The organism is Streptococcus australis (assembly GCF_901543175.1).
Taxonomy (GTDB): Bacteria; Bacillota; Bacilli; order Lactobacillales; family Streptococcaceae; genus Streptococcus; species Streptococcus australis_A.
In genome coordinates this window covers 647,497-670,563 of sequence record NZ_LR594040.1, presented here as the reverse complement: position 1 = coordinate 670,563, position 23,067 = coordinate 647,497, and the positions used below count along the sequence as shown (strand labels likewise).

The 23,067-nt window shown below is 41.5% G+C and carries 15 protein-coding genes; all 15 read right to left on the bottom strand.

Annotation, left to right across the window (positions count from 1 at the left end):
* Positions 1-244: 244 nt before the first annotated feature.
* The 15 genes from FGK98_RS03275 to FGK98_RS03200 all read right to left on the bottom strand — a co-directional run bounded on the left by FGK98_RS03275 (position 245) and on the right by FGK98_RS03200 (position 22,968).
* Complete coding sequence (locus FGK98_RS03275) at positions 245-7,009, bottom strand: SHIRT domain-containing protein (protein ID WP_138100003.1); 6,765 nt, start codon at positions 7,007-7,009, stop codon at positions 245-247.
* 205 nt (positions 7,010-7,214) lie between these two features.
* Positions 7,215-8,030, bottom strand: a complete 816-nt coding sequence (locus FGK98_RS03270; RefSeq protein ID WP_138100002.1) for an endonuclease/exonuclease/phosphatase family protein — start codon at positions 8,028-8,030, stop codon at positions 7,215-7,217.
* A 51-nt stretch (positions 8,031-8,081) separates the two neighbouring features.
* Positions 8,082-10,268: a PTS transporter subunit IIBC gene (locus FGK98_RS03265; RefSeq protein ID WP_138100001.1), complete on the bottom strand. Its 2,187-nt coding sequence runs from the start codon at positions 10,266-10,268 to the stop codon at positions 8,082-8,084.
* Between the two features lie 228 nt (positions 10,269-10,496).
* Entirely contained in the window at positions 10,497-11,423 is a 927-nt protein-coding gene (gene ftsX, locus FGK98_RS03260) for a permease-like cell division protein FtsX (protein WP_125449938.1), read from the bottom strand.
* A complete protein-coding gene (gene ftsE, locus FGK98_RS03255) occupies positions 11,416-12,108 on the bottom strand; it encodes a cell division ATP-binding protein FtsE (RefSeq protein WP_138100000.1) in 693 nt (230 codons plus the stop codon). Before ftsE ends, ftsX begins: the two co-directional genes overlap by 8 nt.
* Positions 12,109-12,126: 18 nt before the next feature.
* Positions 12,127-13,222 (bottom strand): peptide chain release factor 2 gene (gene prfB / locus FGK98_RS03250; RefSeq protein ID WP_125449940.1). Its coding sequence is split into 2 segments (ribosomal slippage): positions 12,127-13,149 and positions 13,151-13,222, totalling 1,095 coding nucleotides; the frame shifts between segments, so codons are not numbered across the junction.
* A 109-nt stretch (positions 13,223-13,331) separates the two neighbouring features.
* A complete protein-coding gene (locus FGK98_RS03240; RefSeq protein ID WP_138099999.1) occupies positions 13,332-13,988 on the bottom strand; it encodes a CBS domain-containing protein in 657 nt (218 codons plus the stop codon).
* 132 nt (positions 13,989-14,120) lie between these two features.
* On the bottom strand, positions 14,121-15,548 hold the full coding sequence (locus FGK98_RS03235) for a cytosine permease (protein ID WP_138099998.1): 1,428 nt from the start codon (positions 15,546-15,548) through the stop codon (positions 14,121-14,123).
* A 477-nt stretch (positions 15,549-16,025) separates the two neighbouring features.
* Entirely contained in the window at positions 16,026-17,453 is a 1,428-nt protein-coding gene (locus FGK98_RS03230) for a cytosine permease (RefSeq protein ID WP_125415024.1), read from the bottom strand.
* Position 17,454: 1 nt separating this feature from the next.
* On the bottom strand, positions 17,455-17,640 hold the full coding sequence (locus FGK98_RS03225; RefSeq protein WP_138099997.1) for a hypothetical protein: 186 nt from the start codon (positions 17,638-17,640) through the stop codon (positions 17,455-17,457).
* Position 17,641: 1 nt separating this feature from the next.
* Positions 17,642-19,420 (bottom strand): phosphotransferase, encoded by a 1,779-nt coding sequence (locus FGK98_RS03220; protein WP_138099996.1) that lies wholly within the window; start codon positions 19,418-19,420, stop codon positions 17,642-17,644.
* A gap of 244 nt (positions 19,421-19,664) precedes the next feature.
* Positions 19,665-20,375 (bottom strand): ABC transporter ATP-binding protein, encoded by a 711-nt coding sequence (locus FGK98_RS03215; protein ID WP_138099995.1) that lies wholly within the window; start codon positions 20,373-20,375, stop codon positions 19,665-19,667.
* Positions 20,375-21,139: an ABC transporter ATP-binding protein gene (locus tag FGK98_RS03210; protein ID WP_084943777.1), complete on the bottom strand. Its 765-nt coding sequence runs from the start codon at positions 21,137-21,139 to the stop codon at positions 20,375-20,377. Before FGK98_RS03210 ends, FGK98_RS03215 begins: the two co-directional genes overlap by 1 nt.
* On the bottom strand, positions 21,139-22,095 hold the full coding sequence (locus FGK98_RS03205; protein WP_138099994.1) for a branched-chain amino acid ABC transporter permease: 957 nt from the start codon (positions 22,093-22,095) through the stop codon (positions 21,139-21,141). The genes FGK98_RS03210 and FGK98_RS03205 overlap by 1 nt, the downstream gene beginning before the upstream one ends.
* A gap of 3 nt (positions 22,096-22,098) precedes the next feature.
* The gene (locus FGK98_RS03200) at positions 22,099-22,968 is read right to left on the bottom strand and encodes a branched-chain amino acid ABC transporter permease (RefSeq protein WP_000941418.1); all 870 of its coding nucleotides are present in this window, start codon (positions 22,966-22,968) and stop codon (positions 22,099-22,101) included.
* Positions 22,969-23,067 lie beyond the last annotated feature (99 nt).

Below are 23,067 nucleotides of genomic sequence, written 5' to 3'. Positions count from 1 at the left end.
TTTTGAACATTTTCAGTAGTCCAACTCCTCTGGCCTATCACAAGGCTCTCAATTTCTCCAAATACCACTCTTAGACTTGAAATTAAACATTTGATTTCTAACAAAAATACAAAAAGAGAAAAAGAGAAGACCAAATTAGTCTTCTCTCAGCCTCAAAGCTTGTGACTCAGATCGATTTGTCAAACAGTCAACTACCTGCTTAATAATCTTATAAAAGTCGATATACTCTAGATAAAATCAGTACTTAATCATCTTTCCGCTTGCGACCAAAAAGTAGTGCTCCTAGACCTGCAAGAAGAGAGCTTGTCATTAGTCCAATGAGTGAAAGCGGTGCAGTGCTACCTGTATTTGGCAATGTAGCTTGTTTTACCTTTTCTCCTGCTGGACTTTGAACTGGTGGATTCTCTTCAGGTTTTCTTGGTTGAAGTCTATTTGCCTGATTATTATCAGCCCCCTGCTCTTCTCCTGGATTCACTGGTGGAACTGGATTTGGTTGAGGTGCCGGCTGTGGTTGCGGAACTGGTTGTGGTTGTGGTTGCGGTGCTGGCTCCGGCTGTGGCTGCGGTTGTGGCTGCGGTTGTGGCTGCGGTGCTGGTGCTGGCTGTGGTTGCGGAACTGGTTGTGGTTGTGGTTCCGGTTGTGGCTGCGGTTGCGGCTGCGGCGCTGGTGCCGGCTGTGGTGCTGGTTCCGGTTGTGGCTGCGGTTGCGGTTGCGGCGCTGGTTCCGGTTGTGGCTGCGGTTGCGGTTGCGGCGCTGGTGCCGGTTGCGAACTAGGAGCTTGCTTAGCTTCAAAGGCCCATTTACCGACGAAGGTTAGATTTGCTCCCTCTTCCACTTCTTGATAACCTAGGAACGTCCATGTACCATTTGCAACAGCAACTTCTACAGGCATCGGTGCTTCTGGAACAAAAGTAATTGCTGCAGAAGTACTTGTCGTATATGTTCCACTTTGCGGAAGTAAGCTCAATACTTCTGCTGGCAGGTTGCTGTCTACCGTGGCACTTTCGAAGCGGTAAGTCACTTTATAGGTTTCAGTTACCGGTGCAGGCAAAACATTAACTGGTACAGAAACTTCAGCAGAAGAACCATCTGGATAATCAACACGAACTGTACCGCTATAAGTACCTGGTTTTGTAGTATCTATTTGACCCGCAGGTGTGATATCAACTACCTTAGTGCCAGCTGGAAGGCTTGGCAAGTTCGTCACATTATCGGTCAAGTCAGGTGTTTGACCAACCTTGATAGTTTCTTCCGTTACCTGAGGCGTAAAAGTTTCCGCATTTGTCGGATTCGCCTTGAATTCCCATTTACCTACAAACTCTACATCAGCCTTGTTGACAACGGCGCTAGCTGTGTCATAACCCTTGAAGGTCCAAGTGCCATCATTCACAGTATCTGTGTAGGTGGTTTGAGATGGTTGCTGAGCTGAAACAGAATCACCATTCACATATGTTGCACTGTCGCTTGGAAGCAGCGTTGCGATACCTGCTGGAAGTTGCTTACCTGCTGTGGCGCTCTCGAAGCGATAAGTAGCTTGGTACTTGTTGGCTTCAAAGGTCCACTTACCTACAAACTCTACATCAGCCTTGTTGACAACGGCGCTAGCTGTGTCGTAACCCTTGAAGATCCATGTACCATCATTCACAGTATCTGTGTATGTGGTTTGCGCCGGTTGTTGAGCGGAAACAGTATTACCATTTTCATAAGTTGCACTGTCGCTTGGGGTCCATGCGACGATGGCTGCTGGAAGTTGCTTACCTGCTGTTGCGCTTGCGAAGCTGTAAGTAGCTTGGTACTTGTTGGCTTTAAAGGTCCACTTACCTACAAACTCTACATTAGCCTTGTTGACAACGGCGCTAGCTGTGTCGTAACCTTTGAAGGTCCAAGTGCCATCGTTCACAGTATCTGTGTAGGTCGTTTGCGCTGGTTGTTGAGCGGAAACAGTATTACCATTTTCATAAGTTGCACTGTCGCTTGGAAGCAGCGTTGCGATACCGGCTGGAAGTTGCTTACCTGCTGTTGCGCTTGCAAAGCTGTAAGTAGCTTGGTACTTGTTGGCTTCAAAGGACCACTTACCTACAAACTCTACATCAGCCTTGTTGACAACGGCGCTAGCTGCGTCATAACCCTTGAAGGTCCAAGTGCCATCGTTCACAGTATCTGTGTAGGTCGTTTGCGCTGGTTGTTGAGCGGAAACAGAATCACCATTCACATATGTTGCACTGTCGCTTGGGGTCAAATCTGTGATAGCTGCTGGAAGTGCTTTACTTGTTCCTTCGCTCTCGAAGCGATAAGTAGCTTGGTACTTGTTAGCTACAAAGGCCCACTTACCTACAAACTCTACATCTGCCTTGTTGACAACGGCGCTAGCTGCGTCGTAACCCTTGAAGGTCCATGTGCCGTCGTTCACAGTATCTGTGTATGTGATTTGAGATGGTTGCTTAGCGGAAACACTATTACCATTTTCATAAGTTGTACTGTCACTTGGAAGCAGTGTTGCGATACCTGCTGGAAGTTGCTTACCTGCCGTTGCGCTTGCGAAGCTGTAAGTAGCTTGATACTTGTTAGCTACAAAGGCCCATTTTCCTACAAACTCTACATCACCCTTGTTGACAACGGCGCTAGCTGCGTCATAGCCCTTGAAGGTCCAAGTGCCATCATTCACAGTATCTGCGTATGTGGTTTGAGATGGTTGCTTAGCGGAAACAGTATTACCATTTTCATAAGTTGCACTGTCGCTTGGGGTCAATGCGGCGATGGCTGCTGGAAGTTGCTTACCTGATGTTGCGCTTGCGAAGCTGTAAGTAGCTTGATACTTGTTGGCTTCGAAGGACCATTTACCTACAAACTCTACATCAGCCTTGTTGACAACGGCGCTAGCTGCGCCGTAACCCTTGAAGGTCCATGTGCCATCATTCACTGGGTCTGTGTAGGTGGTTTGAGATGGTTGCTGAGCGGAAATAGAGTTACCATTCACATAAGTTGCACTGTCGCTTGGTGTCAAATCTGTGATGGCTGCTGGAAGTGCTTTACCTGCTGTGGCGCTTGCGAAGCTGTAAGTAGCTTGGTACTTGTTGGCTTCAAAGACCCATTTTCCTACAAACTTTACATCTGCCTTGTTGACAACGGCGCTAGCTGCGTCGTAACCCTTGAAGGTCCAAGTGCCATCGTTCACAGTATCTGTGTAAGTCGTTTGTGCTGGTTGCTGAGCGGAAACAGTATCACCATTCACATATGTTGCACTGTCGCTTGGTGTCAAATCTGCGATGGCTGTTGGAAGAGCTTTATCTGCTGTCTCGCTCTCGAAGCGGTAAGTAGCTTGATACTTGTTGGCTTCGAAGGCCCACTTACCTACAAACTCTACATCTGCCTTGTTGACAACGGCGCTAGCTGCGTCGTAACCCTTGAAGGTCCATGTGCCGTCGTTCACACTATCTGTGTAGGTCTTTGTTGTCGGCTCTTCTGGTACAACTTTTTGCGTGTTGTAATAGCTTGAGCTATCTTTTGGTGCTTTCTTCTGGATAAATTCAGGCAAATCAACACCAGCCGTAATGCTTACAAAAGTATAGCTTACATGATGCGGTCTAGGCGTTACTTCCCAGATACCTGTGAATGTCACGCGCTTGCCATTATACGTCGCATTCTTCTGATCGTAACCTTTGAAGGTCCAGACATAATCTTTTTCTTCTTCAACTACTGATTCTTTATCAGGTTGTTTGGCTACAATGGTGTCACCAACCTTATAAGAAGCCTCATCATTTGGAAGCATTCCCAAAATACTTTGTGGCAATGGAACACCTGCTTTAGAAGATTTGAATACATATTCTGGATTTGGAGTAGGCACCCAGCTTCCAAGGAAAGTCTGTCTACCTTTTGCTACAACGATTTTTTCTTTATCGTATCCTGCAAATGTCCAAGTTACCTTGTTTGCTTTGTCAACATAAGTCGTTTCACTTGGTTGCTCAGCGTCTACTTCTGTAAGGAACAGACCGCCCATCTTATAATCAATTGGGTTTTTCGGAGTCAACTTGGTGATATGATCTGGTAATACGAAATCAGGATTAGTTGATTGGAACTGATAGTCTATACCATTTGGCGTAAAGCTCCAAGATCCTGTGATAGTCTTCACTTGCGTACCTGCAATAGCTTTTCCGTATTTATCCGCATCAAAACCATGGAAGGTCCATGTACCTGTCGGAACAGTTACTGTAGATGTGTCAAGCTTGCTGGCATCTTTGTAATCGTCAGCTCGTGCAACGAAATCAGTGCCAGCTGGAAGCATATCGCGAATCTTACTTGGAAGAGGATAGGCAGGAGTCGAGTTAGTAAACTTATACTCTAGTCGGTAGATCTTATCCGCCTGATCGGTAGGAACCAAGATCCATTTTCCTCTAAAGGTAACGTCTGCGTTCTCTACTGTTTTCACACGTGGAGAAATAGTCGTATTATCATCTTCATAGTAGTCATCAAATACCCAAGTTCCTCGGCCATCAGGATCCTCAAATCTTGTTTTAGATGGCATTTTAACGCGAGCTTTTTCACCCTTGACAAATTCTCTTTCGTAAGTGATTAGATCATACAAAGTTGATGGCGGATAAATCGTTTGACCAGAATCATCTTTTGAATCTGTATAGAAATCATAGTAGACACTATGCTTGGTCGGCTCAAATTTCCAATGAACAGTGTAGGTAGAATCCTCATCGTCAGCTGGTTTCTCAACGTCCTCCTTTCGCTGAGGAATCTGCTGAGGAACCCATGTACCATCATTTTCATTATCGACATATGAACTGAGATATTGAATTTCATTATAGACATTATCAGAATAATCTGATGGAGAAGTCGTGATAGGGGCAGGGATTTGTGCCTTCAAATCATCAGGAATGGTCTTCCCTGGAGTATCACTGACAAAGTCAAAGGAAACTGTCTTATCGCGGTGTGGTGTGAAGGACCAAGTGCCTGTAAAGAGAACTTTATCTTGATTAACTACCTTGCTATTAGCGTCATAGCCTTCAAATTTCCAAGTACCTTTATTCTCAAAGTCCATGTAGGTCGTCTTCAGGGGAGCTGTTGCAAGGACAGTATCGCCATTACTATAGTTTTTTCCAGTGCTTGGAATATAGGTCGTGATTTCCTCTGGGAGAGACAGGCTAGGGTCTTTGCTGACAAACTTATAGTTTTCTGGATAGGTTCCTGGTGTAAATGTCCAAGTACCTGTGAACTTGAGATTCCATCCATCGTGCTCCCAGTCGCTCACTGGTTTTTTATCAAAATCATAGCCCGAAAAGTTCCAAGTACCACCGTTAGCTGCATCATAGTAGGAATCATTAAGCGGTTTAACAGACTGAACTATATCCTTGCCTTTCGGATATGTCTTCCTATCCATATATGTCCATTCACTTGGTGCATATACTGGCTTCAGATTATTGATCTCAGCAGGTAGTGCTTTGCCAGCCGTTCCACTGATAAACTCATAGGTCGGTTTCCGAGGAACTGGTTTAAATGTAAACGTCAATGGCATTGTAACTTTTGGCAATTCCCCATATGTAGCCGCCCGCTCCAGTTCACGATTGAAGGTTAAATCTACTATATCTTCCTCGAAAGTCCAATTCCCTTCATGTTCTGCATCATAAAAGGGTTTGTAGACGCCTTGAACTTCATCGTAGCGGTACAAAGCAGCTAGCGTATCCAGTATATCTTTAGGTAAATACTTATTGCGTTGATCAAACTGATTGAGAGAAAGCTTGTAATCGTATAGCTTGCTTTCTAGATCCTTTATCTCCTTAGGAAGAGGTAATCTATATTTGTCATAGTTTGAGGTCTTAGGACTACTTGGTAACTTATAAAAATTCTCCCAATCTTGCTCGTTCACAGCCTTGTAGGATACAATGACATCCTCAAAGTATTTCCAAGTTCCTACGAACTCCACATCACCATTATTTACCACTTTACTTGGAGCATCAAAGCCAGTCAAAGCCCAGTAACCTTTTCGGTTAGGAAATTCTTCTGAAGTATAAAAAACCCAGTGAAATTCTTGTGCTTTTACTACTTCACCCTCAGCAAATCTTCTTTTATCTTCTGGACTCCAGTTTGCAACATAAGGTGGCGGAGTTTTTCCAGGTGAACCATTAACCGCTCTATAGGTAGCCTTGTATGGTGTTGGTGTATATTCCCACTTACCTGTGAAGTAAACATCATCTTTGTCAATCACCTGACTATCATAGTCATAGCCCTTAAAGGTCCATCTACCACTTCCATCATTCTCTACATAAGTTGTTTCAGTTGGCTGGATGGCCTTTACTTTATCACCCTTTTTGTAGATTTTTGTGTCTTCTGGCTTCAAGTAGTTCAGAGCAAGCGGAGTTGTTTTTCCTGGTGTAGCACTTTCAAACTCATAAAGTGCCGAATGAGGAGTCTTATCCTTGTCTGGGATGACTTTCGGATTTTTATCACGAAGACCTGAATTGACAAAAGTCACTAGATTGCGATAAACTTTATCAATTTCTTCTTGCTTTGTTGCAGTTTGAAGCACACCATCGGCAGCTGTCATTACGCCATTCAAGATTTCTAGACTATCGTCTGTCTTACTTGAAAAGTCCTTGCTGCGCAAGTTTTTGAGGTAGTTCTCCAAAGTGCTCTTGTTTAGACTAGCATTTGCTGACGCTGGTTGAGCAGTGGTTGTAGCTGGCTGGCTTGTGCCTGTAGCTGGCTGAGCATTTTTAAAAGCAGTCGAATCTGTCGCTTGACTTGTCTCTGCTACCTCAGATGCAGTAGATTTCAAAGCAACTTGGCTTTCTTTCTGAGGCTCTGCTTGCTCTGTTGCAGAAGAGCCCACCGAGACCTGATTCTCTGCTTTATTCTCCACTTGTTCAGCAGCTACAAGCTCATCAGCTTGAGCCACTTGAGCGGCTCCAAGCGCCGCAGGTGCAAACAAAAATCCAATCGCAAGTGATACAGTAGCAACTGACAATTTGCGAATTGAATATTTTATCTCTCTGTCCTGAAAAAACATTTCAGTCCTCCTTTTCTTTTATAACTTTTATTCTACCATAAATGCTTGCTCTTATCGATTCTTTTGGCTCAGAATCTTTAAAAAATTATCTATCTTTTTTTACTCATATATATGCAAATATACAAAGAATTTTAGTACATTTTTCTTTTTAAAATACTAAACTTTCAGAAAAAATGAAAGGGTTTTCCCCTTTCACTCTAAGTTCTTATTTCCAATTTAAAATCGCATTCAAACCATAGTGATCACTGACTTGCGGACTATTCTGACCATCAAAAACTACATGCAAGCTTTCTACTTCTAACTCTTTCGTTGTAAAGACATAGTCAATTCGAAGCGGTTCGGTATTGCCTTTCCAACCATCAATTTCTGGTGGAACTGTATAGCTACCGCTTCTCTCTTTAGCAACTTCAAAAGCATCTTGTAACTCTAGAGGACTAGCTAGAATCGCTTGGTAGCCTTCCTGACCAGCTGGGTTATTGAAATCACCAGCTAAAATCAGAGGTTTGTTCAAATCTTTCAGCACAGCCTCAAATCGTGCCCATTCCTCCTGGAAACCTTTATTCCACCAAGAAAGATGGACACTTGCAAGAGCAAGCTCCTTCCCTTCAACTTCTGTCTCTGCCAAGGCGACACGGCGAGTATGGTAGTCAGTTGGATCATCCACATCTGAAACTAAAATCTCTCTGGCTTCAATAGGCGTTTTAGATAAGATTGCCACACCTTCATGGTAGCGGTCATAGCCGATATGATTGTAAGCCCAAGTCCAGTAGTAGGTCTTCTCCTTCTCAGCCAACTTTTCAACCAAAAGTCTCACATAGTGGTCTTGATGAATGGGTTCTGCCGCTGGTAAAGCTTGATAAAGATGATCAACCTCCACTTCTGGAGAAGTAATTTCTTGATTGATTTCTTGGAAACAAATCAAATCATAGTCTTTTTCAAGAATATCCTGGAGCAAGAGCTGGAATTTTTCCTCTGCTTCCTTCTCCATCCAACTGTGGGTATTGAGTGTTAAAAATTTCATGCTTTTCTCCTAAAACAAGAGGTTGGAAAACAGCTTCCAACCTCAAGTATATTACAATTCTACTTTAGCAACTGCTGTTTTAGCTGCAAGAGAACCAGTTTGTTCTAATTTAACAGATTTGAGAACATCTCCATTTGTGAAGACAACCACTGTTGAAGTTTCACGACCTGCTGCACGGATAGCATCCAAGTCAGCTGTAACAAGAAGATCACCAGCAGCAACCTTTTGTCCTTCAGCTACGTGAACTGTGAATGGTTTTCCTTCAAGGCTTACAGTATCTAAACCGATGTGAACAAGTACTTCAAGACCTGCTTCAGTCACAAGACCAAGAGCATGTTTTGTAGGGAAGATACTTGATACAGTACCTGTAACTGGAGATACGATATTTCCATTTGCTGGTTCTACCGCAAATCCGTCACCCATCATTTTTTGAGCAAAAACTGGGTCTTTCACTTGTTCCAAGGCAATGACTTGACCATCAGCTACTGAGTAAACTTCCTCAGTTACACCCTTGAAATGTACAGTATTTTGTTGAGCTTCTGTCATTTGACTTGGAAGAGTTTCAGGAATGATTTCACCTGAATCAAGGATATCTTGGATATCAGATTTCAACACGTCAGCTTTTGGTCCGTAGATAGCTTGGACACCTTGTCCTTTCATGACAAGTCCCATAGCCCCTTCAGCTTTCCATTCTTCCTCAGTACCAACACGATCTGCATCTTTAACAGTTACACGAAGACGAGTCATACATGCATCCACATCAACGATGTTTGCACGTCCACCAAGAAGGTTAATGATATTTACAGCTTGAGAAGCAGCTGCAACTTTTGTTTCACCTGAAGCAGCTCCTTCTGAAGCTCCTTCAGCAGTTTCATAGTTTCCGTTACGTCCTGGGGTTGCATAGTTGAATTTTTGAATCATGAAGTTTGCGATAAAGTACATGATTACAGCAAAGAGAACAGTTACCCAGATAAAGTTAACGATATCCATACCAATACCAGCATTAATTGCTAGTGGTGTACGAGTCAAGAATTCAATTGAACCGAATGAGTGGACACGAAGGTGAACAATATCTGCCATAGCAAAGGCAGCACCTTGAACTACTGCATAAACAAGGTAAAGCGGTGTTGCGATGAACATGAACATATACTCGATTGGTTCAGTAACCCCTGTCAAGAATGTTGCAAGAGCTGTCGCAATCATCATACCTTTATATTGATGTTTCTTATCAGCATCGACATTACGGTAGATAGCCACGATCACACCCATCAAAATACCGAATGAACCGATCATTTGTCCAACTTTGAAACGAGCTGGGTGAACAGTATCTAACAATTGTTGGTAGTGACTTGCATCTGTACCTTTAAGGTTAACAAGGTCTGTTACCCATGCAAGCCATAGTGGGTCTTGACCAAATACTTGAGTACCTTTAGCTGCACCAGTTAAAATGTCATAAGTACCACCAAGAGCTGTGTAGTTCATTGGGATAGTCAACATATGGTGAAGACCAAATGGCAAGAGCAAACGTTCCAAGGTACCATACAAGAATGGTGCGAGAACTGGCGCAGTTTCTTGTGAGTTGGCAATCCAGATACCAAAGCTATTGATACCTGTTTGAACTACTGGCCAGAAAGCTGCAAGTACAATTGCTGCAATAGCTGAACGAAGAATAACAACAAACGGTACAAAACGTTTTCCATTAAAGAATGAAAGTGCGTCTGGAAGTTTACGGTAGTTGTAGTATTTGTTATAGGCAGTTGCCCCTACAAAACCTGAGATAATCCCTACGAATACACCCATGTTAAGGGCTGGTGCTTCAAGAACACTGATAAAGTAATCAGCAACTTTGATTGAACCACCAAAGAAAGTAGTTACCATAGCCTCAGGGTTTTTCAACATATCACCTGATACACCAAAGATTGTACCAGTGATACGGTTAATCAAGATGAAGGCAAGACCAGCGGCGAAAGCACCACCAGCGCGCTCTTTAGCCCAGCTTCCTCCAATAGCGAGGGCAAACAAAATATGAAGGTTACCGATAACCCCCCAACCAATTTGCTCTAGTACGCCACCAGTAATAACTAGGGGAGCAAGGTTTGGGTCAATCATTGCAAGTGACTTACCGATTGAAATCATCAATCCAGCGGCTGGCATAACCGCGATAACCACCATCAAAGCCTTACCGAATTTCTGCCAAAACTCGAAAGACAAGACATTTTTGAATGTAGCTTTCATCATTCAAATCTCCTTTATTTTATTTAGGCAAACGTTTTACGAAAACGTTTGCACTTGTTTATAATTTAATTATACCACTTTATTTTTTTTTGTAAAGGTTTTTATAAAAAAATTTTCCGTTTTTCTTAAATTTTTATACAAGTGCTAAAAGAAAAAAGAGAAGCTCAAGAAAACTTCTCTTTTAAAATTGTATTATTTTTGATTTGGTCTGTAAGTTGCATTTATATCCAACTAGATCTTCAAGAATCGACGCATAGAAATGCCTGATCCGATTGCCCCAATGAAAATACCAATTACAAACAATAGGACTGTCATCAAAGGGATAAACACATCTGGTGTAATCATTGACAAGTTTTGCCCCACCAAAGATTTATTGACAGATTGATAAACCATATTATAAACAAAGAATACAAGGACTGAAGGAATCGCTGCACCTAGTAAGCCGATAAAGGCACCTTCTAGCAAGAATGGACCACGAATATAGCCATTTTTAGCTCCTACTAGACGCATGATTTGAATTTCACGGCTCCGAGAAATAATGGTAATACGGATGGTATTGGAAATGAGGAAGACTGCGATAAAAATCAAGAGCCCTGCAATAACCAATCCCCAAACACGGATAAAGGAAGCCAGTTCAAAGAGTCGTTGAGTGTTGGCTCCACCATCTTGAACTTCTGATACTCCCTCAATTTTCTTAGCTTCTTCAGCCACCGTTTTAACATCACTCGGAGTATTAGTATCAACGATATAGGCATCATAGAGTGGGTTGGCGTCTCCTTCAAAGACCTTCCAATCGTCTCCCATCGTTTCAGTCAATTTTTGATACTGCTCTTCCTTGCTTGAAAAAGTGACATTCTTAACACCTTGCATGGCTTTTAAGGCATCATAAACCTTGTGATAGTCATTATTGGTAACTGTCTGACCTTCTTTTTCAATCGTTTCACTATTATCCGCCACATCCTTACGAATGTAAACCATGACACGAACGTTGTTTTCAATATCGGTAGCCAGTTTCGCTGTATTAAAAATTACGGATGCAAACAGGGCAACTAGAGTCAAAGTAATCATAACCGAGCTCACAGCTGCTACTGTCATCCAGCCATTTCGTTTTAAACTTTTTAATGATTCAAATAAATGGCGAAAAAATCTACTAATCATCGTATCCATATTCTCCTTTTGCTTCGTCACGAACGACACGGCCATTTTCAATGGCAATGACACGGTGGCGCAAGGTATTTACAATCTGGCTATTATGGGTAGCCATCAATACTGTAGTACCTTGGAGATTGATGCGTTCCAACAGATTCATAATTTCCCAAGAATTATCTGGGTCCAAGTTTCCTGTCGGCTCATCGGCAATCAAGACTTTTGGATTGTTGACAATCGCGCGGGCAATCGCAATCCGTTGCTGCTCTCCACCTGAGAGTTCATTAGGGAAAGAGCGAACCTTGTGTTTCAAACCAACTAGGTCCAAAACTTCCATAACACGTTTCTTAATATGACGACGGTTCTCACCAATAACTTCCATTGCGTAAGCAATATTCTCATAAACGGTTTTCTTAGGCAAGAGTTTATAATCCTGGAAGACAACCCCTACACTACGACGGAGCAGAGGGATGTCTTTCTTCTTGATTTTAACTAGATTAAAGCCTGCCACTTTTAAACTGCCTTTTTCGACTTTGACCTCGCGATACAAGGAACGAATAAAGGTTGATTTCCCTGCTCCTGAAGGTCCTACGATGTAGGCAAACTCTCCTGATTCAATGGTAACAGAGACGCCACGCAAGGCAGTCGTCCCGTTATCATATTTTTTGACAACATCTCGCATTTCAATAATTGACATGTGAGTTCCTTTCTATTCTTAGCTGATTCGCCATTTGAGATAGGCATCGATGAAACCATCTAGATCTCCATCCATAACCTTATCTACCTGCGCAACTTCAAAGCTCGTACGGTGATCTTTCACCATCGTATAAGGTGTGAAGACATAAGAACGGATCTGACTTCCCCAAGTGATTTCTTTTTTCTCACCTTTAAGGGAATCGACTTCCGCTGCTTTCTTTTCTTGCTCCATTTGATAGAGTTTAGCTTGCAACATCTTCATAGCACGATCTCTATTTCCATACTGGGTACGATCGACTGTCGATTGAACGACTGTCCCCGTAGGAATGTGCGTCAAACGCACACCAGTTGAAACCTTATTGACGTTCTGTCCACCAGCACCACCTGAACGGAAGGTATCCATTTTGATATCATCTTCACGAATCTCCACTTCGATGGTATCATCTAACTCAGGCATAACCTCAACAGATGTAAAAGAGGTATGGCGACGTTTGGCTGAGTCAAATGGTGAAATACGGACCAAACGGTGAACACCCATTTCCGACTTGAGTAGGCCATAAGCATTTGGACCTTCGAAGGACAAGGTCACCGACTTGATACCTGCTTCATCACCAGCCTGGTAATCCAAGACTTCTACTTTAAAACCTTTGGCATTTCCATAACGAGTATACATACGGAGCAACATATCGCCCCAGTCCTGCGCCTCAGTACCACCAGAACCTGGATGAATTTCCAAGATTGCATTATTATGGTCATAAGGTTCTGACAAGAGAAGCGTCATTTCGTAACTGGTCATCATCTTATCCAGTTCTGTCAACTGTTCAACCAGCTCATCACGTACAGACTCGTCTTCTACTAAAAAGTCCAATAAAATTTCAACTTCATCCTGCAACTCTTCCATCTTACGGAAGGTGTTGTAGGTGTTTTTTAATTCATTTAATTCTTGCGACGTTTTTTGGGCCGCGATATTATCGTTCCAAAAATCAGGTTCTGTCATCTTGTTCTCCAAGATGGCAATCTCTTCCTCTAAGCCTTCGAGGTCAAAGAGACCCCCTGAAAGAAGCTAATTTTTCACGATTTGCGTCAATTTTTTGACGAATTTCTGAAATGTCCATAAATACTCCTTTATCACATCGTTTCATTATACCACATTCTCTCATTTCTTTCCATATTTTGCTTGATATTTCAATTTGTATACAAAAAAGAGGGCCTTCACCCTCCATTTTATAACTTTTTAGCAGATGTTCGAGCAATTTCCTCTACTTGGATGCCTTGCGCTTCAAATTTCTCCTTCAGGGCAGTTAAATCAATCGTTCCATCAATTTGAACCTCAATGACAACCTTACCATCCTTACGAGGGATATTAACCGTGTGAGAAATATTCAAATTTTCCTCAGCAATCAAGTTCACAATCTTGCCCAAAACCCCGACTTCATTTTCCGTAATAAACCGAACACGAATCCCTTCTTCTCCATAACCTGCAATTTCCAAAAAGGCTTGGAAGACATCGCGGTCCGTAATCACTCCATATACCTGCTGGTTATCAACAACTGGTAAAATACCAATCTTGTTTTTCAACATCAGGTAGGTCGCATCCTCTAGACTAGCATAACCTGAGACTGTTATAACATTGCGAATCATGACGTCTTTAACTTTGGTCTTATTGAGAAGATAATTCATCTCGTAAATTGAAAGACTGGTTGCTTTAGATGGACTTGCCTCTGCGATGGTTCCTTCTGTTACAAGACCAACCAATTGATCATTTTCGATAACAGGTAATCGGTGCAAGCCCTGCTCGCGCATCAAATCTGCTGCATGTGCTACAGTCGTATCAGGACTGATATAAACTACCTTGCGGGTCATAAAATCTTTAACTGCCATGAGACTTCTCCTTCTTTATTGCTACTATAATTATACACTTTCTTACAAAAACTATCAAACGCTTTCATCTCTTTTTCAAGATTTTGTAACATTCAATCACAAAAAAGAGAGAAACAGCCTTCTCTCTTAAACTTAAATCGTAACGGAATCTCTATCCTTAATCATATAGCGTTTTAACGGAGTTAAGCTAGCTAGCCAGTACAATAAACCACCAAAGATCGCAGTAAAGCCACTACCAGTTGTGAGCAAAAACATAGGACTCTGGATATGCTTTGTTATAGGATTGTAAACAAATAATACCGTAACTAATAAGGAAATGATTACACAAGATAATCCCACTAAGTTAAAACCATCTGTAAACTCATAGGCGTCATGTCCTTCAAGGAAATAGGCTGAACGCAAATCAAGTTTTCGTTTTCTTAAGATAAAGTAGTCAACAACAATCATTCCGATAATGGGGCCTTGAATATAGGCAGCCAGCGAGATGAAGGAACCGAAGTATTCATCCACTCCTCCCCAGATGGTGAGTAGGCTCACATAAATCATGGCAATCCAAACCATTAGCTTATAGCTTACTTTGGGCATCCCACTTTTTACAATCATACAGTTCACGTACGATCCTGTACCCTGGGTTCCAATATTGGCGAAGGCTACTAATAGTAGACTTAAGAGAGCAAAGGCTGGAGTGCTCAACGTTGAAAGCATTGTCGTTGGGTCACTTTCATAGACACCTGTTTTGACAAACATGGCTAGAGCCATCACTCCACCTGTCGCAGCAAAGAATGGCGCAACAACCCCATATGACAAGGCTGTAGCCCAATAGCCACTACGTTCTGATTTTGCCAAACGTGGCAAGACAAAGGCTTGTGTAGACCAAGAAAAGGCTACGGCCACATTTCCTTCCCCTGACATCATAAAACGTTCAATCGGTGTCAAATTTTCTTGAATGGCAGGTTGGACATTCATAATATCCCTAATCGGAACCGCAACAAAACAGATCCCAACGATGATTAGCCCAACAAATAACAAGGCTACCACTAGAAAGCGATTAGTGCCTTTAATCACCTCTGGACCCCCAAGAGCAATCAGCGTTCCAAGGAGAACACAGAGAGTGCCTAGAATCGGTGCCCATACTCCCTTATCTAAACCAAGTCCAAAATTATTTCCCAAATGAATCATGGAGCTGGCAAAAAGATTGGCGGTCACGGCGTACCAACCAAAATTTGCCAGACTAATCACAGTTGATAGAACAGCTACCCCTTTTCTACCTAGAACAGCTCTCAACCAAATCCATAAATCAATTCCATATTTAACTGCAAACAAGATTGGGAGACATTCGATAAAAACCCAGATAATGTTGAAACTAAAAATATTAATCAACATTTGATTAAAGGTCAAATATTGAGCTACATAAGCTCCTTGGGTATAACACCAAGTTGCGATGGCAAAACCACTTGTCGATAAGAAGAGATCCCAGAAAGAATACTGACGATCCTTGTTGGTCATGGGAACGATTCCCGTTATCGTCTCCTGTTGAATGAAATCATTCATCTTGGACATTTTATTGAATACCTCCTGTCATGGCTAAGATGATCAGAATATGATTGACTAGAATCATATCAATTACTTATGTAAAATAAACTTTTAAGAAAGGGGAGATAAATACACATAGATTAAGGCTTTCATTTTTTAGTTTCACCTACAACTAATTGCTCAAGTTCAATACCAATTCTCATATTGTCAGTTCTCCGACTAAAAATTAATTTCAATTGACCATACTGCCCACTATTGTGGTACCAAATATAGAAAAACTCCCCTAATAGATTTACAGACACTCTCCTGAAATAATCCTCACAAAAGAGTAATAGTATGATGCCCAAAAACTTGAGCTAGATAGCTGTATTTCGTTTTCACGTTTGGAATTTCTTCTACAGAAATTTCAAGTACCTGCTCAGCCTATTCTACCGTATCAATAAAGATTTTCTAAAGCCCTCCAGCAGGAGGCATACTAGAGTATTTCTAATCAATCCTATATCCTTAAATAGTAACTGAGTCCCGATCCTTGATCATATAGCGTTTTAACGGGGTTAAGCTAGCTAGCCAGTACAATAAACCACCAAAGATCGCAGTAAAGCCACTACCAGTCGTGATTAAAAAGATTGAACTTTGAATTTGTGCAGTTACAGGGTTGTAAACAAATAGTACTGCTACCAATAAGGAGATAAATACGCAAGATAAGCCAACTAGGTTAAATCCCTTAGTGAATTCATAGGCGTCATGCCCTTCAAGGAAATAGGCTGAACGCAAATCGAGTTTTCGTTTTCTTAAGATAAAGTAGTCAACAACAATCATTCCGATAATGGGACCCTGAATATAAGCGGCTAGTGAGATGAAGGAACCGAAGTACTCTTCCACTCCTCCCCAGATTGTAAGTAGGCTCACGTATACCATGGCAATCCAAACCATTAGTTTATAGCTTACTTTTGGCATCCCACTTTTTACAATCATACAGTTCACGTACGATCCTGTACCCTGGGTTCCAATATTGGCAAAGGCTACTAGTAGTAGACTTAAGAGAGCAAAGGCTGGGGTGCTTAGAGTTGAAAGCATCGTCGTTGGATCACTTTCATAGACACCTGTTTTGACAAACATGGCTAGAGCCATTACTCCACCTGTCGCAACAAAGAATGGAGCGACAACCCCGTATGATAAAGCTGTAGCCCAATAGCCACTGCGTTCTGATTTTGCCAAACGTGGCAAGACCAGCGCCTGTGTAGACCAAGAGAAGGCAAAGGCTACATTTCCTTCCCCAGAAAGCATGAAGCGTTCTAGTGGAGTTAAATCTCCTTGGGTCGCTGGTTGAATGTTCATAATGTCAGTAATAGGAACGGCTACAAAACAGATTCCAACGATAATCAGACCGACAATCAACAAGGCGATTACCAAGAATCGATTGGTCCATTTAATCACTTCTGGACCTCCCAGCGCAATCAGCGTTCCAAGGAGAACACAGAGAGTGCCTAGAATCGGTGCCCATACTCCCTTGTCTAAGCCAAGTCCAAAATTATTCCCTAAATGAATCATGGAACTGGCAAAAAGATTGGCCGCAACGGCATACCAGCCAAAGTTAGCCAAACTAATAATGGTTGATAGCAAGGCTACCCCTTTTTTTCCTAAGACAGCCCTCAACCAAATCCACAAATCAATTCCATATTTAACCGCAAACAAAATTGGGAGACATTCGATAAAAACCCAAATAATGTTGAAACTAAAAATATTAATCAACATTTGATTAAAGGTCAAATATTGAGCCACATAGGCTCCTTGGGTATAACACCAAGTCGCAATGGCAAAACCACTTGTCGACAGAAAGAGATCCCAGAAAGAATACTGACGATCCTTGTTGGTCATGGGAACAATTCCCGTTATGGTCTCCTGTTGAATAAAGTCATTCATCTTAGACATTTTATTGAATACCCCCTGTCATGGCTAGTATAATCAAAATGAGGTTGACTATGACTAGGGCGATGACTATAGTAAAATCACTTTTTAGAAATGGCCGAGCAAACACATAGTTTGGAGATTCCATTTCTTCTAGCCTTCTTTTCGTTTCGTGTGCTACTAATTCTTCAATTTCAGATGTCGGTTTCATCTCAATTCTCCTCTAAGTATAAATCTAATGCAAGTTTTCCATACTGCTTGGTATAACGATACCAGATATAAAGAAATTCACCTACTGGTTTTCCAACGCTTTCTTGGAACAAGGCCCACAAAAACCAATAATATGAAGTCACTGATACATAGGCCAAGTAGTGGCGTTTGGTTTTCTTGTCTGGAACTTCTTGTAAATAGATTTCAAGCACCTTTTCAGCTTCTTCCAATGTATAATTTGAACACCCGATAAAGGTTCCTAAATCTCCTGCTGGATCTCCCATACCAGAATATTCCCAATCAATCAAGCTCATTTCTCCAGCTTCATTCAACAAGAAATTCGGACTATAAGAATCTCCATGGCAGAGAACCTTTTTCGCTTGATCTTCTTGTAGAAGCTTCTCGAGAACTGAGACATTCTTATCCAACTCTTCAAGCCCATCAAATTCAAAACGATTGCTGGCTTTTAATTTTTGTCTAAAATCACCAATTCCCTCAAATTGATCAAAGGAATGTCCCGTTTTTTCTCCAGATTGGTGCAAGCGTCTCAAGAGATCCATTGCTTTTGCCACATGATCCCAATTATCATAATCTAGTTGCTTGGCATTAGGGATAAATTCTGAAATTTTCCAGCCCTCATCCTTGTTCATAGCGACAAAAGTACGGTCAATCTTTAATTTTGCAGCAATTTCCATGGAAGCCGCTTCACTAGCACGATCAATATAATTTTCAGTCCCCCTACCCGGATGACGGTAAACATATTTCTTTCCTAGGCAGTCAAATGAAAACGAAGTGTTGGTTAGACCATCTTTTAGAGGTTTGATATTGACAATATCTGAAGCTACACATCCCAATGTCTTACAGATATTATCGATAATTTCCGAATTCGTATTCACCAAATAGTGTTCATCAAACTGACGCAACTCATCTAGTGAATCAAACTCCTTAACAATATCTGCTGAATAATGCCGAGCTTCCAAAGGAAGCTCCTTGACGTGACGGCTATAATAATCTTCCCAGAGCTGTTCGCGATATGGTTCGTGCTTAAACTCAGTTTCTAAAATGCCTACGAATTTTTCACTAAATGCGCGATCAAAATAAACGTGCCCCACCATAGCCCAAGTATTCGTCCCACCGATTTGAACATCAATAATCGTGTGATTGGAGTCTTCCTTAGCGCAGTATTCGTCTGTGTCCCCTTCTGCAAATATAGTAGAATAATAACCTCTGTAAATATATCGTTCAAACGGATTTTCCACAAAATAATTATCCGACGAGCAAATGTAAGTGTTAGAAATTTGGTCTCTGACTAGCATGAGAGAAGAGCAGTTATTGTACTTATAGTAATCATTATTCACAACGATTTTAACACCAAATTTTTCTGCTAGATAGAACATTTTTTCTTGCAGATATCCTACAATAACTGTAATGTCCTCTATCCCAACATCTTGCAATTGCTTGATTTCTCTCTCAATCAAACGCTCACCTTTGACTTGAAGCAATCCTTTAGGTAGCTCATAAGACAGAGGAGCAAAGCGGCTACTCATACCAGCAGCCATGATAATGGCATTCTTCACCTGATACGGAGTTAAAGCCTCCTCACCTAGGTCAGTTAAATGATTTTCCTCACTGATCCACTTCTTTTCTTTACATTCCTTGAGAAGGTTATTCACCGCCCCTAAAGAGATGTCTAGCTGTTCAGCCAATTGTCTCTGCGTAAAGTTTTCGTCTTTATGAGTCAACAAAAAACGTAAAAGTTTAAATTGTTTTTCTGATAGCATATCTTCAGCCTCTTTTGTTCAATATTGTTATTTACTTAATTATATAATGAACAAATGCTTTTGTCAAGTTAGATTCCATATCAAGAAAACGGATACTCAAATCAATTCCATCAAAATAGCGGTAAAACAAAGAAAAAGCCCCAAATTTGGAGCTCTTCAAATTCATCTACAAAACAATCCACTGGATTTTGATGATTGCTTACGCAATCTTTATCTGCCAACTAAAACAATCCACTGGATTGTTTTAGCCACCTAGGTATGCTTTTCTGACTTCATCTGATGCTGCGAGTTCTTTTCCTGTTCCTGATAGGACAATCTTTCCTGTTTCAAGTACATAACCTCGGTCAGAGATAGCAAGGGCCTTGTTAGCGTTCTGTTCAATTAGGAGAACCGTTGTTCCTTGCTTCTGAATATCTTGGATGATATCAAAAATTTCTTGGATAAAGATCGGGGCAAGTCCCATTGACGGCTCATCCAAGAGAAGGAGCTTAGGTGTTGACATGAGCGCGCGTCCCATAGCCAGCATCTGCTGTTCACCACCTGAAAGAGTTGCCGCATCTTGGTTTTTGCGTTCTTCCAGACGAGGGAAACGTGAAAAGACTTTTTTCAAGTTGGCTTGATTTTCTTCACGATTTTTCTTTAAAAAGGCTCCCATTTCTAAGTTTTCCATAACAGTCAATCCTGGAAAAACATGGCGTCCTTCAGGAACTTGTGAAAGGCCACCTGCCACGATTTTTTGCGCTGGTATCTTTTGAATTTCTTTTCCTAAAAATTGAATTTTACCAGCACTTGGACGAACCAAACCTGAAAGGGTGCGAAGAATGGTTGTTTTACCAGCACCATTGGCACCAATCAAGGAAACAACTTCACCTTCATTAACCTCGAAACTTACATCACGAACTGCTTGGATCATACCGTAATGCACAGAGAGGTTTTCAACTTTTAACATAGACATTAGGCTTCACCTCCTAGATAAGCTTCGATAACGCGTTTGTTGTTCTTGATCTCATCCGGAGTACCATGAGCAATCAAACGACCATATTCAAGAACATAGATACGCTCAGTAACTTCCATAACCAAGTTCATATCGTGTTCGATGAGCATGATGGTAATTTTAAATTCGTCTTTGATACGGCGAATCAATTCTGTCAATTCAGCTGTTTCTTGTGGATTCATCCCAGCTGCAGGTTCATCCAAAAAGAGGATTTTAGGTTCGGTTGCCAGAGCACGAACGATTTCTAATCGACGTTGTTGGCCATAGGCCAGATTCTTAGCAAGAGTATCTGCGTCACCATCCAAATCAAAGATTTTAAGCAAGTCCAAAGCTTTATTTTTTAATTCTTCCTCATTCTTATAGAAAGCGGGTAGACGTAGAAAGCTCGCAAGGACATGTTGTTTATGATGATTGCTAAACGCAATCAAAACATTTTCCAAAACTGTCAGATCCTTGAACAAACGAATATTTTGGAAAGTACGACTGAGTCCAAGTGAAGCAATCTTATAAGGAGTTTTCCCATTTAGGAGATGACCATCTAGTGTCACAGTACCTTCGCTTGGTTCATAAACACCCGTCAAGAGATTGAAAAGAGTTGTTTTACCAGCCCCGTTTGGTCCAATCAGACCAACCAATTCTCCCTCGTTCAATTCAAGAGTGACATCTCCAACAGCTGTTAGGCCGCCAAAATGTTTGGTTAACTGTTTAACTTCAAGTAATGCCATTAGTTTTGTCCCTCCTTCTTAGATTTTTTAAAGAAACGTGATAGACTCAATTCCCATGTCCCAAGAAGTCCACCTGGTCTGAAAATCATCACCAATACAAGAGCCAAAGCGTAGATGATCATACGTACGCTAGCTACATCTTGAAGGAGCATATTTAAAATTCCTAAAACAATCGCTGAAACGATGGTACCTGTAATAGAACCAAGTCCACCAAATACAACGATAATCAATACGTTGATGGAATTAATAAAGGTGTAATCTTTTGGCACAACAGATCCGATAAAACCAGCCTGAAGTGAGCCAGCAATACTTGCTGTAATAGCACCAAAGACAAAAGCGATAATCTTGATCTTTGTAGTGTTTACCCCAACGGACTCCGCAGCAATCTCATCCTCACGAACAGATAGAGTAGAGCGTCCGATTGGACTGCGTAAGAAGTTGAGAGTTGCAATAGTTGTGATCACCACAAATAGATAAACCATTTGCCAGTTGGTAAAGTTTGGAATACCCAAGATACCAGCGGCACCGTTGGTCAAACTTCCACCATTAATGATAAAGATACGAATGATTTCTGAAACACCTAGTGTTGCAACAGCCAGATAGTCCCCCTTCAAGCGTAGAGTTGGAATCCCAACAAGCAAAGCTACTGCACCAGAAATCAAGGCACCCAAGACCATTGCTTCAAAGAAGGCACCATAGGTTGGTGATTTTGAGCCAATAATCGCTGCTGCATAAGCTCCAATCGCCATAAAACCTGCATGACCAAGTGAGAATTGTCCTGAAAAACCGACAATTAGGTTCAAACCTACTGCAAGGATGATATTAATCCCAATTTGTTCTAAAATTTGGATATGGAATAGATTGAGAACACCAGCAGAAACCAGTACACTGATCAACCCATAACCCGCTAACAGAAGGAATAACCAGAGAATATTTACTTTAAGATTTGTCTTCATTGTTTACACCTTCTCTTTCACATTCTTACCAAGGATACCTGCAGGTCGAACAATCAGAATCAAAAGTAAGATTCCATATACGATAGCATCACGGAAATCAGACATACCGAAGGCAGTTGCAAATGTTTCCAACAAGCCAATCACAAATCCCCCTAGAGCTGCACCAGGAATAATCCCGATACCACCAAGAACGGCCGCAACGAATGATTTTAGACCTGGAGTCACACCCATCAAAGGTTCAAGAGAGTTGTAGTAAAGGGCAATGAGAACACCTGCCGCTCCAGCAAGGGCTGAACCCAAGGCAAATGTAAAGCTGATAGTACGGTTTACGTTGATTCCCATCAATTGAGCCGCGTCACTATCAACTGATACCGCACGCATGGCTTTCCCCATTTTTGTTTTTTGAACAATCACTTGCAATAAAATCATCAGGAGTAAGGAAACTGCTAAAATCATTAACTGGACGTTTGTCAAGCTGATTGGCCCCAAATCATAGCGAACTGTTTGAATGGCTTGAGGAAAGGCACGAGTATTGGCACCGACTAAGTAAACCATCCCGTATTCCAGTAGGAAAGACACTCCGATGGCAGTAATCAATACAGCAATACGTGTAGAGTGTCGCAAAGGACGGTAGGCAAGAAATTCAATCACAACACCAAGTAGTGCGGTTCCTACCATTGAAATAATCAAAGCTAAAAAGAAATTCATTTGGAAAGAATTAATCAAAAAGTAACCAATAAAGGCTCCCATCATATAAATATCACCGTGGGCGAAGTTGATGAGTTTGATAATTCCATAAACCATGGTGTAACCCAGAGCCAAAAGTGCATAAACACTACCCAGAATTAAACCATTCACAAGTTGTTGGAGCATAGCATTCACTCTTTTCTATTGTTATTTTTTAGAAAATTTCTCAATTTTCACAAGTTCATAAACATCGAAACAGGGAGTGAGTCAAAGGCTCATTCCCTA

What these genes read in the sequence shown, in the direction of transcription:
- FGK98_RS03230 (WP_125415024.1), bottom strand. Translation starts at nt 17,453, where the DNA reads ATGTCTAAGATGAATGACTTTATTCAACAGGAGACCATAACGGGAATT.
- FGK98_RS03225 (WP_138099997.1), bottom strand. Translation starts at nt 17,640, where the DNA reads ATGAAACCGACATCTGAAATTGAAGAATTAGTAGCACACGAAACGAAA.
- FGK98_RS03215 (WP_138099995.1), bottom strand. Translation starts at nt 20,375, where the DNA reads ATGTCTATGTTAAAAGTTGAAAACCTCTCTGTGCATTACGGTATGATC.
- FGK98_RS03210 (WP_084943777.1), bottom strand. Translation starts at nt 21,139, where the DNA reads ATGGCATTACTTGAAGTTAAACAGTTAACCAAACATTTTGGCGGCCTA.
- FGK98_RS03200 (WP_000941418.1), bottom strand. Translation starts at nt 22,968, where the DNA reads ATGCTCCAACAACTTGTGAATGGTTTAATTCTGGGTAGTGTTTATGCA.
- FGK98_RS03240 (WP_138099999.1), bottom strand. Translation starts at nt 13,988, where the DNA reads ATGGCAGTTAAAGATTTTATGACCCGCAAGGTAGTTTATATCAGTCCT.
- FGK98_RS03220 (WP_138099996.1), bottom strand. Translation starts at nt 19,420, where the DNA reads ATGCTATCAGAAAAACAATTTAAACTTTTACGTTTTTTGTTGACTCAT.
- FGK98_RS03265 (WP_138100001.1), bottom strand. Translation starts at nt 10,268, where the DNA reads ATGATGAAAGCTACATTCAAAAATGTCTTGTCTTTCGAGTTTTGGCAG.
- FGK98_RS03270 (WP_138100002.1), bottom strand. Translation starts at nt 8,030, where the DNA reads ATGAAATTTTTAACACTCAATACCCACAGTTGGATGGAGAAGGAAGCA.
- ftsE (WP_138100000.1), bottom strand. Translation starts at nt 12,108, where the DNA reads ATGTCAATTATTGAAATGCGAGATGTTGTCAAAAAATATGATAACGGG.
- ftsX (WP_125449938.1), bottom strand. Translation starts at nt 11,423, where the DNA reads ATGATTAGTAGATTTTTTCGCCATTTATTTGAATCATTAAAAAGTTTA.
- FGK98_RS03235 (WP_138099998.1), bottom strand. Translation starts at nt 15,548, where the DNA reads ATGTCCAAGATGAATGATTTCATTCAACAGGAGACGATAACGGGAATC.
- FGK98_RS03275 (WP_138100003.1), bottom strand. Translation starts at nt 7,009, where the DNA reads ATGTTTTTTCAGGACAGAGAGATAAAATATTCAATTCGCAAATTGTCA.
- FGK98_RS03205 (WP_138099994.1), bottom strand. Translation starts at nt 22,095, where the DNA reads ATGAAGACAAATCTTAAAGTAAATATTCTCTGGTTATTCCTTCTGTTA.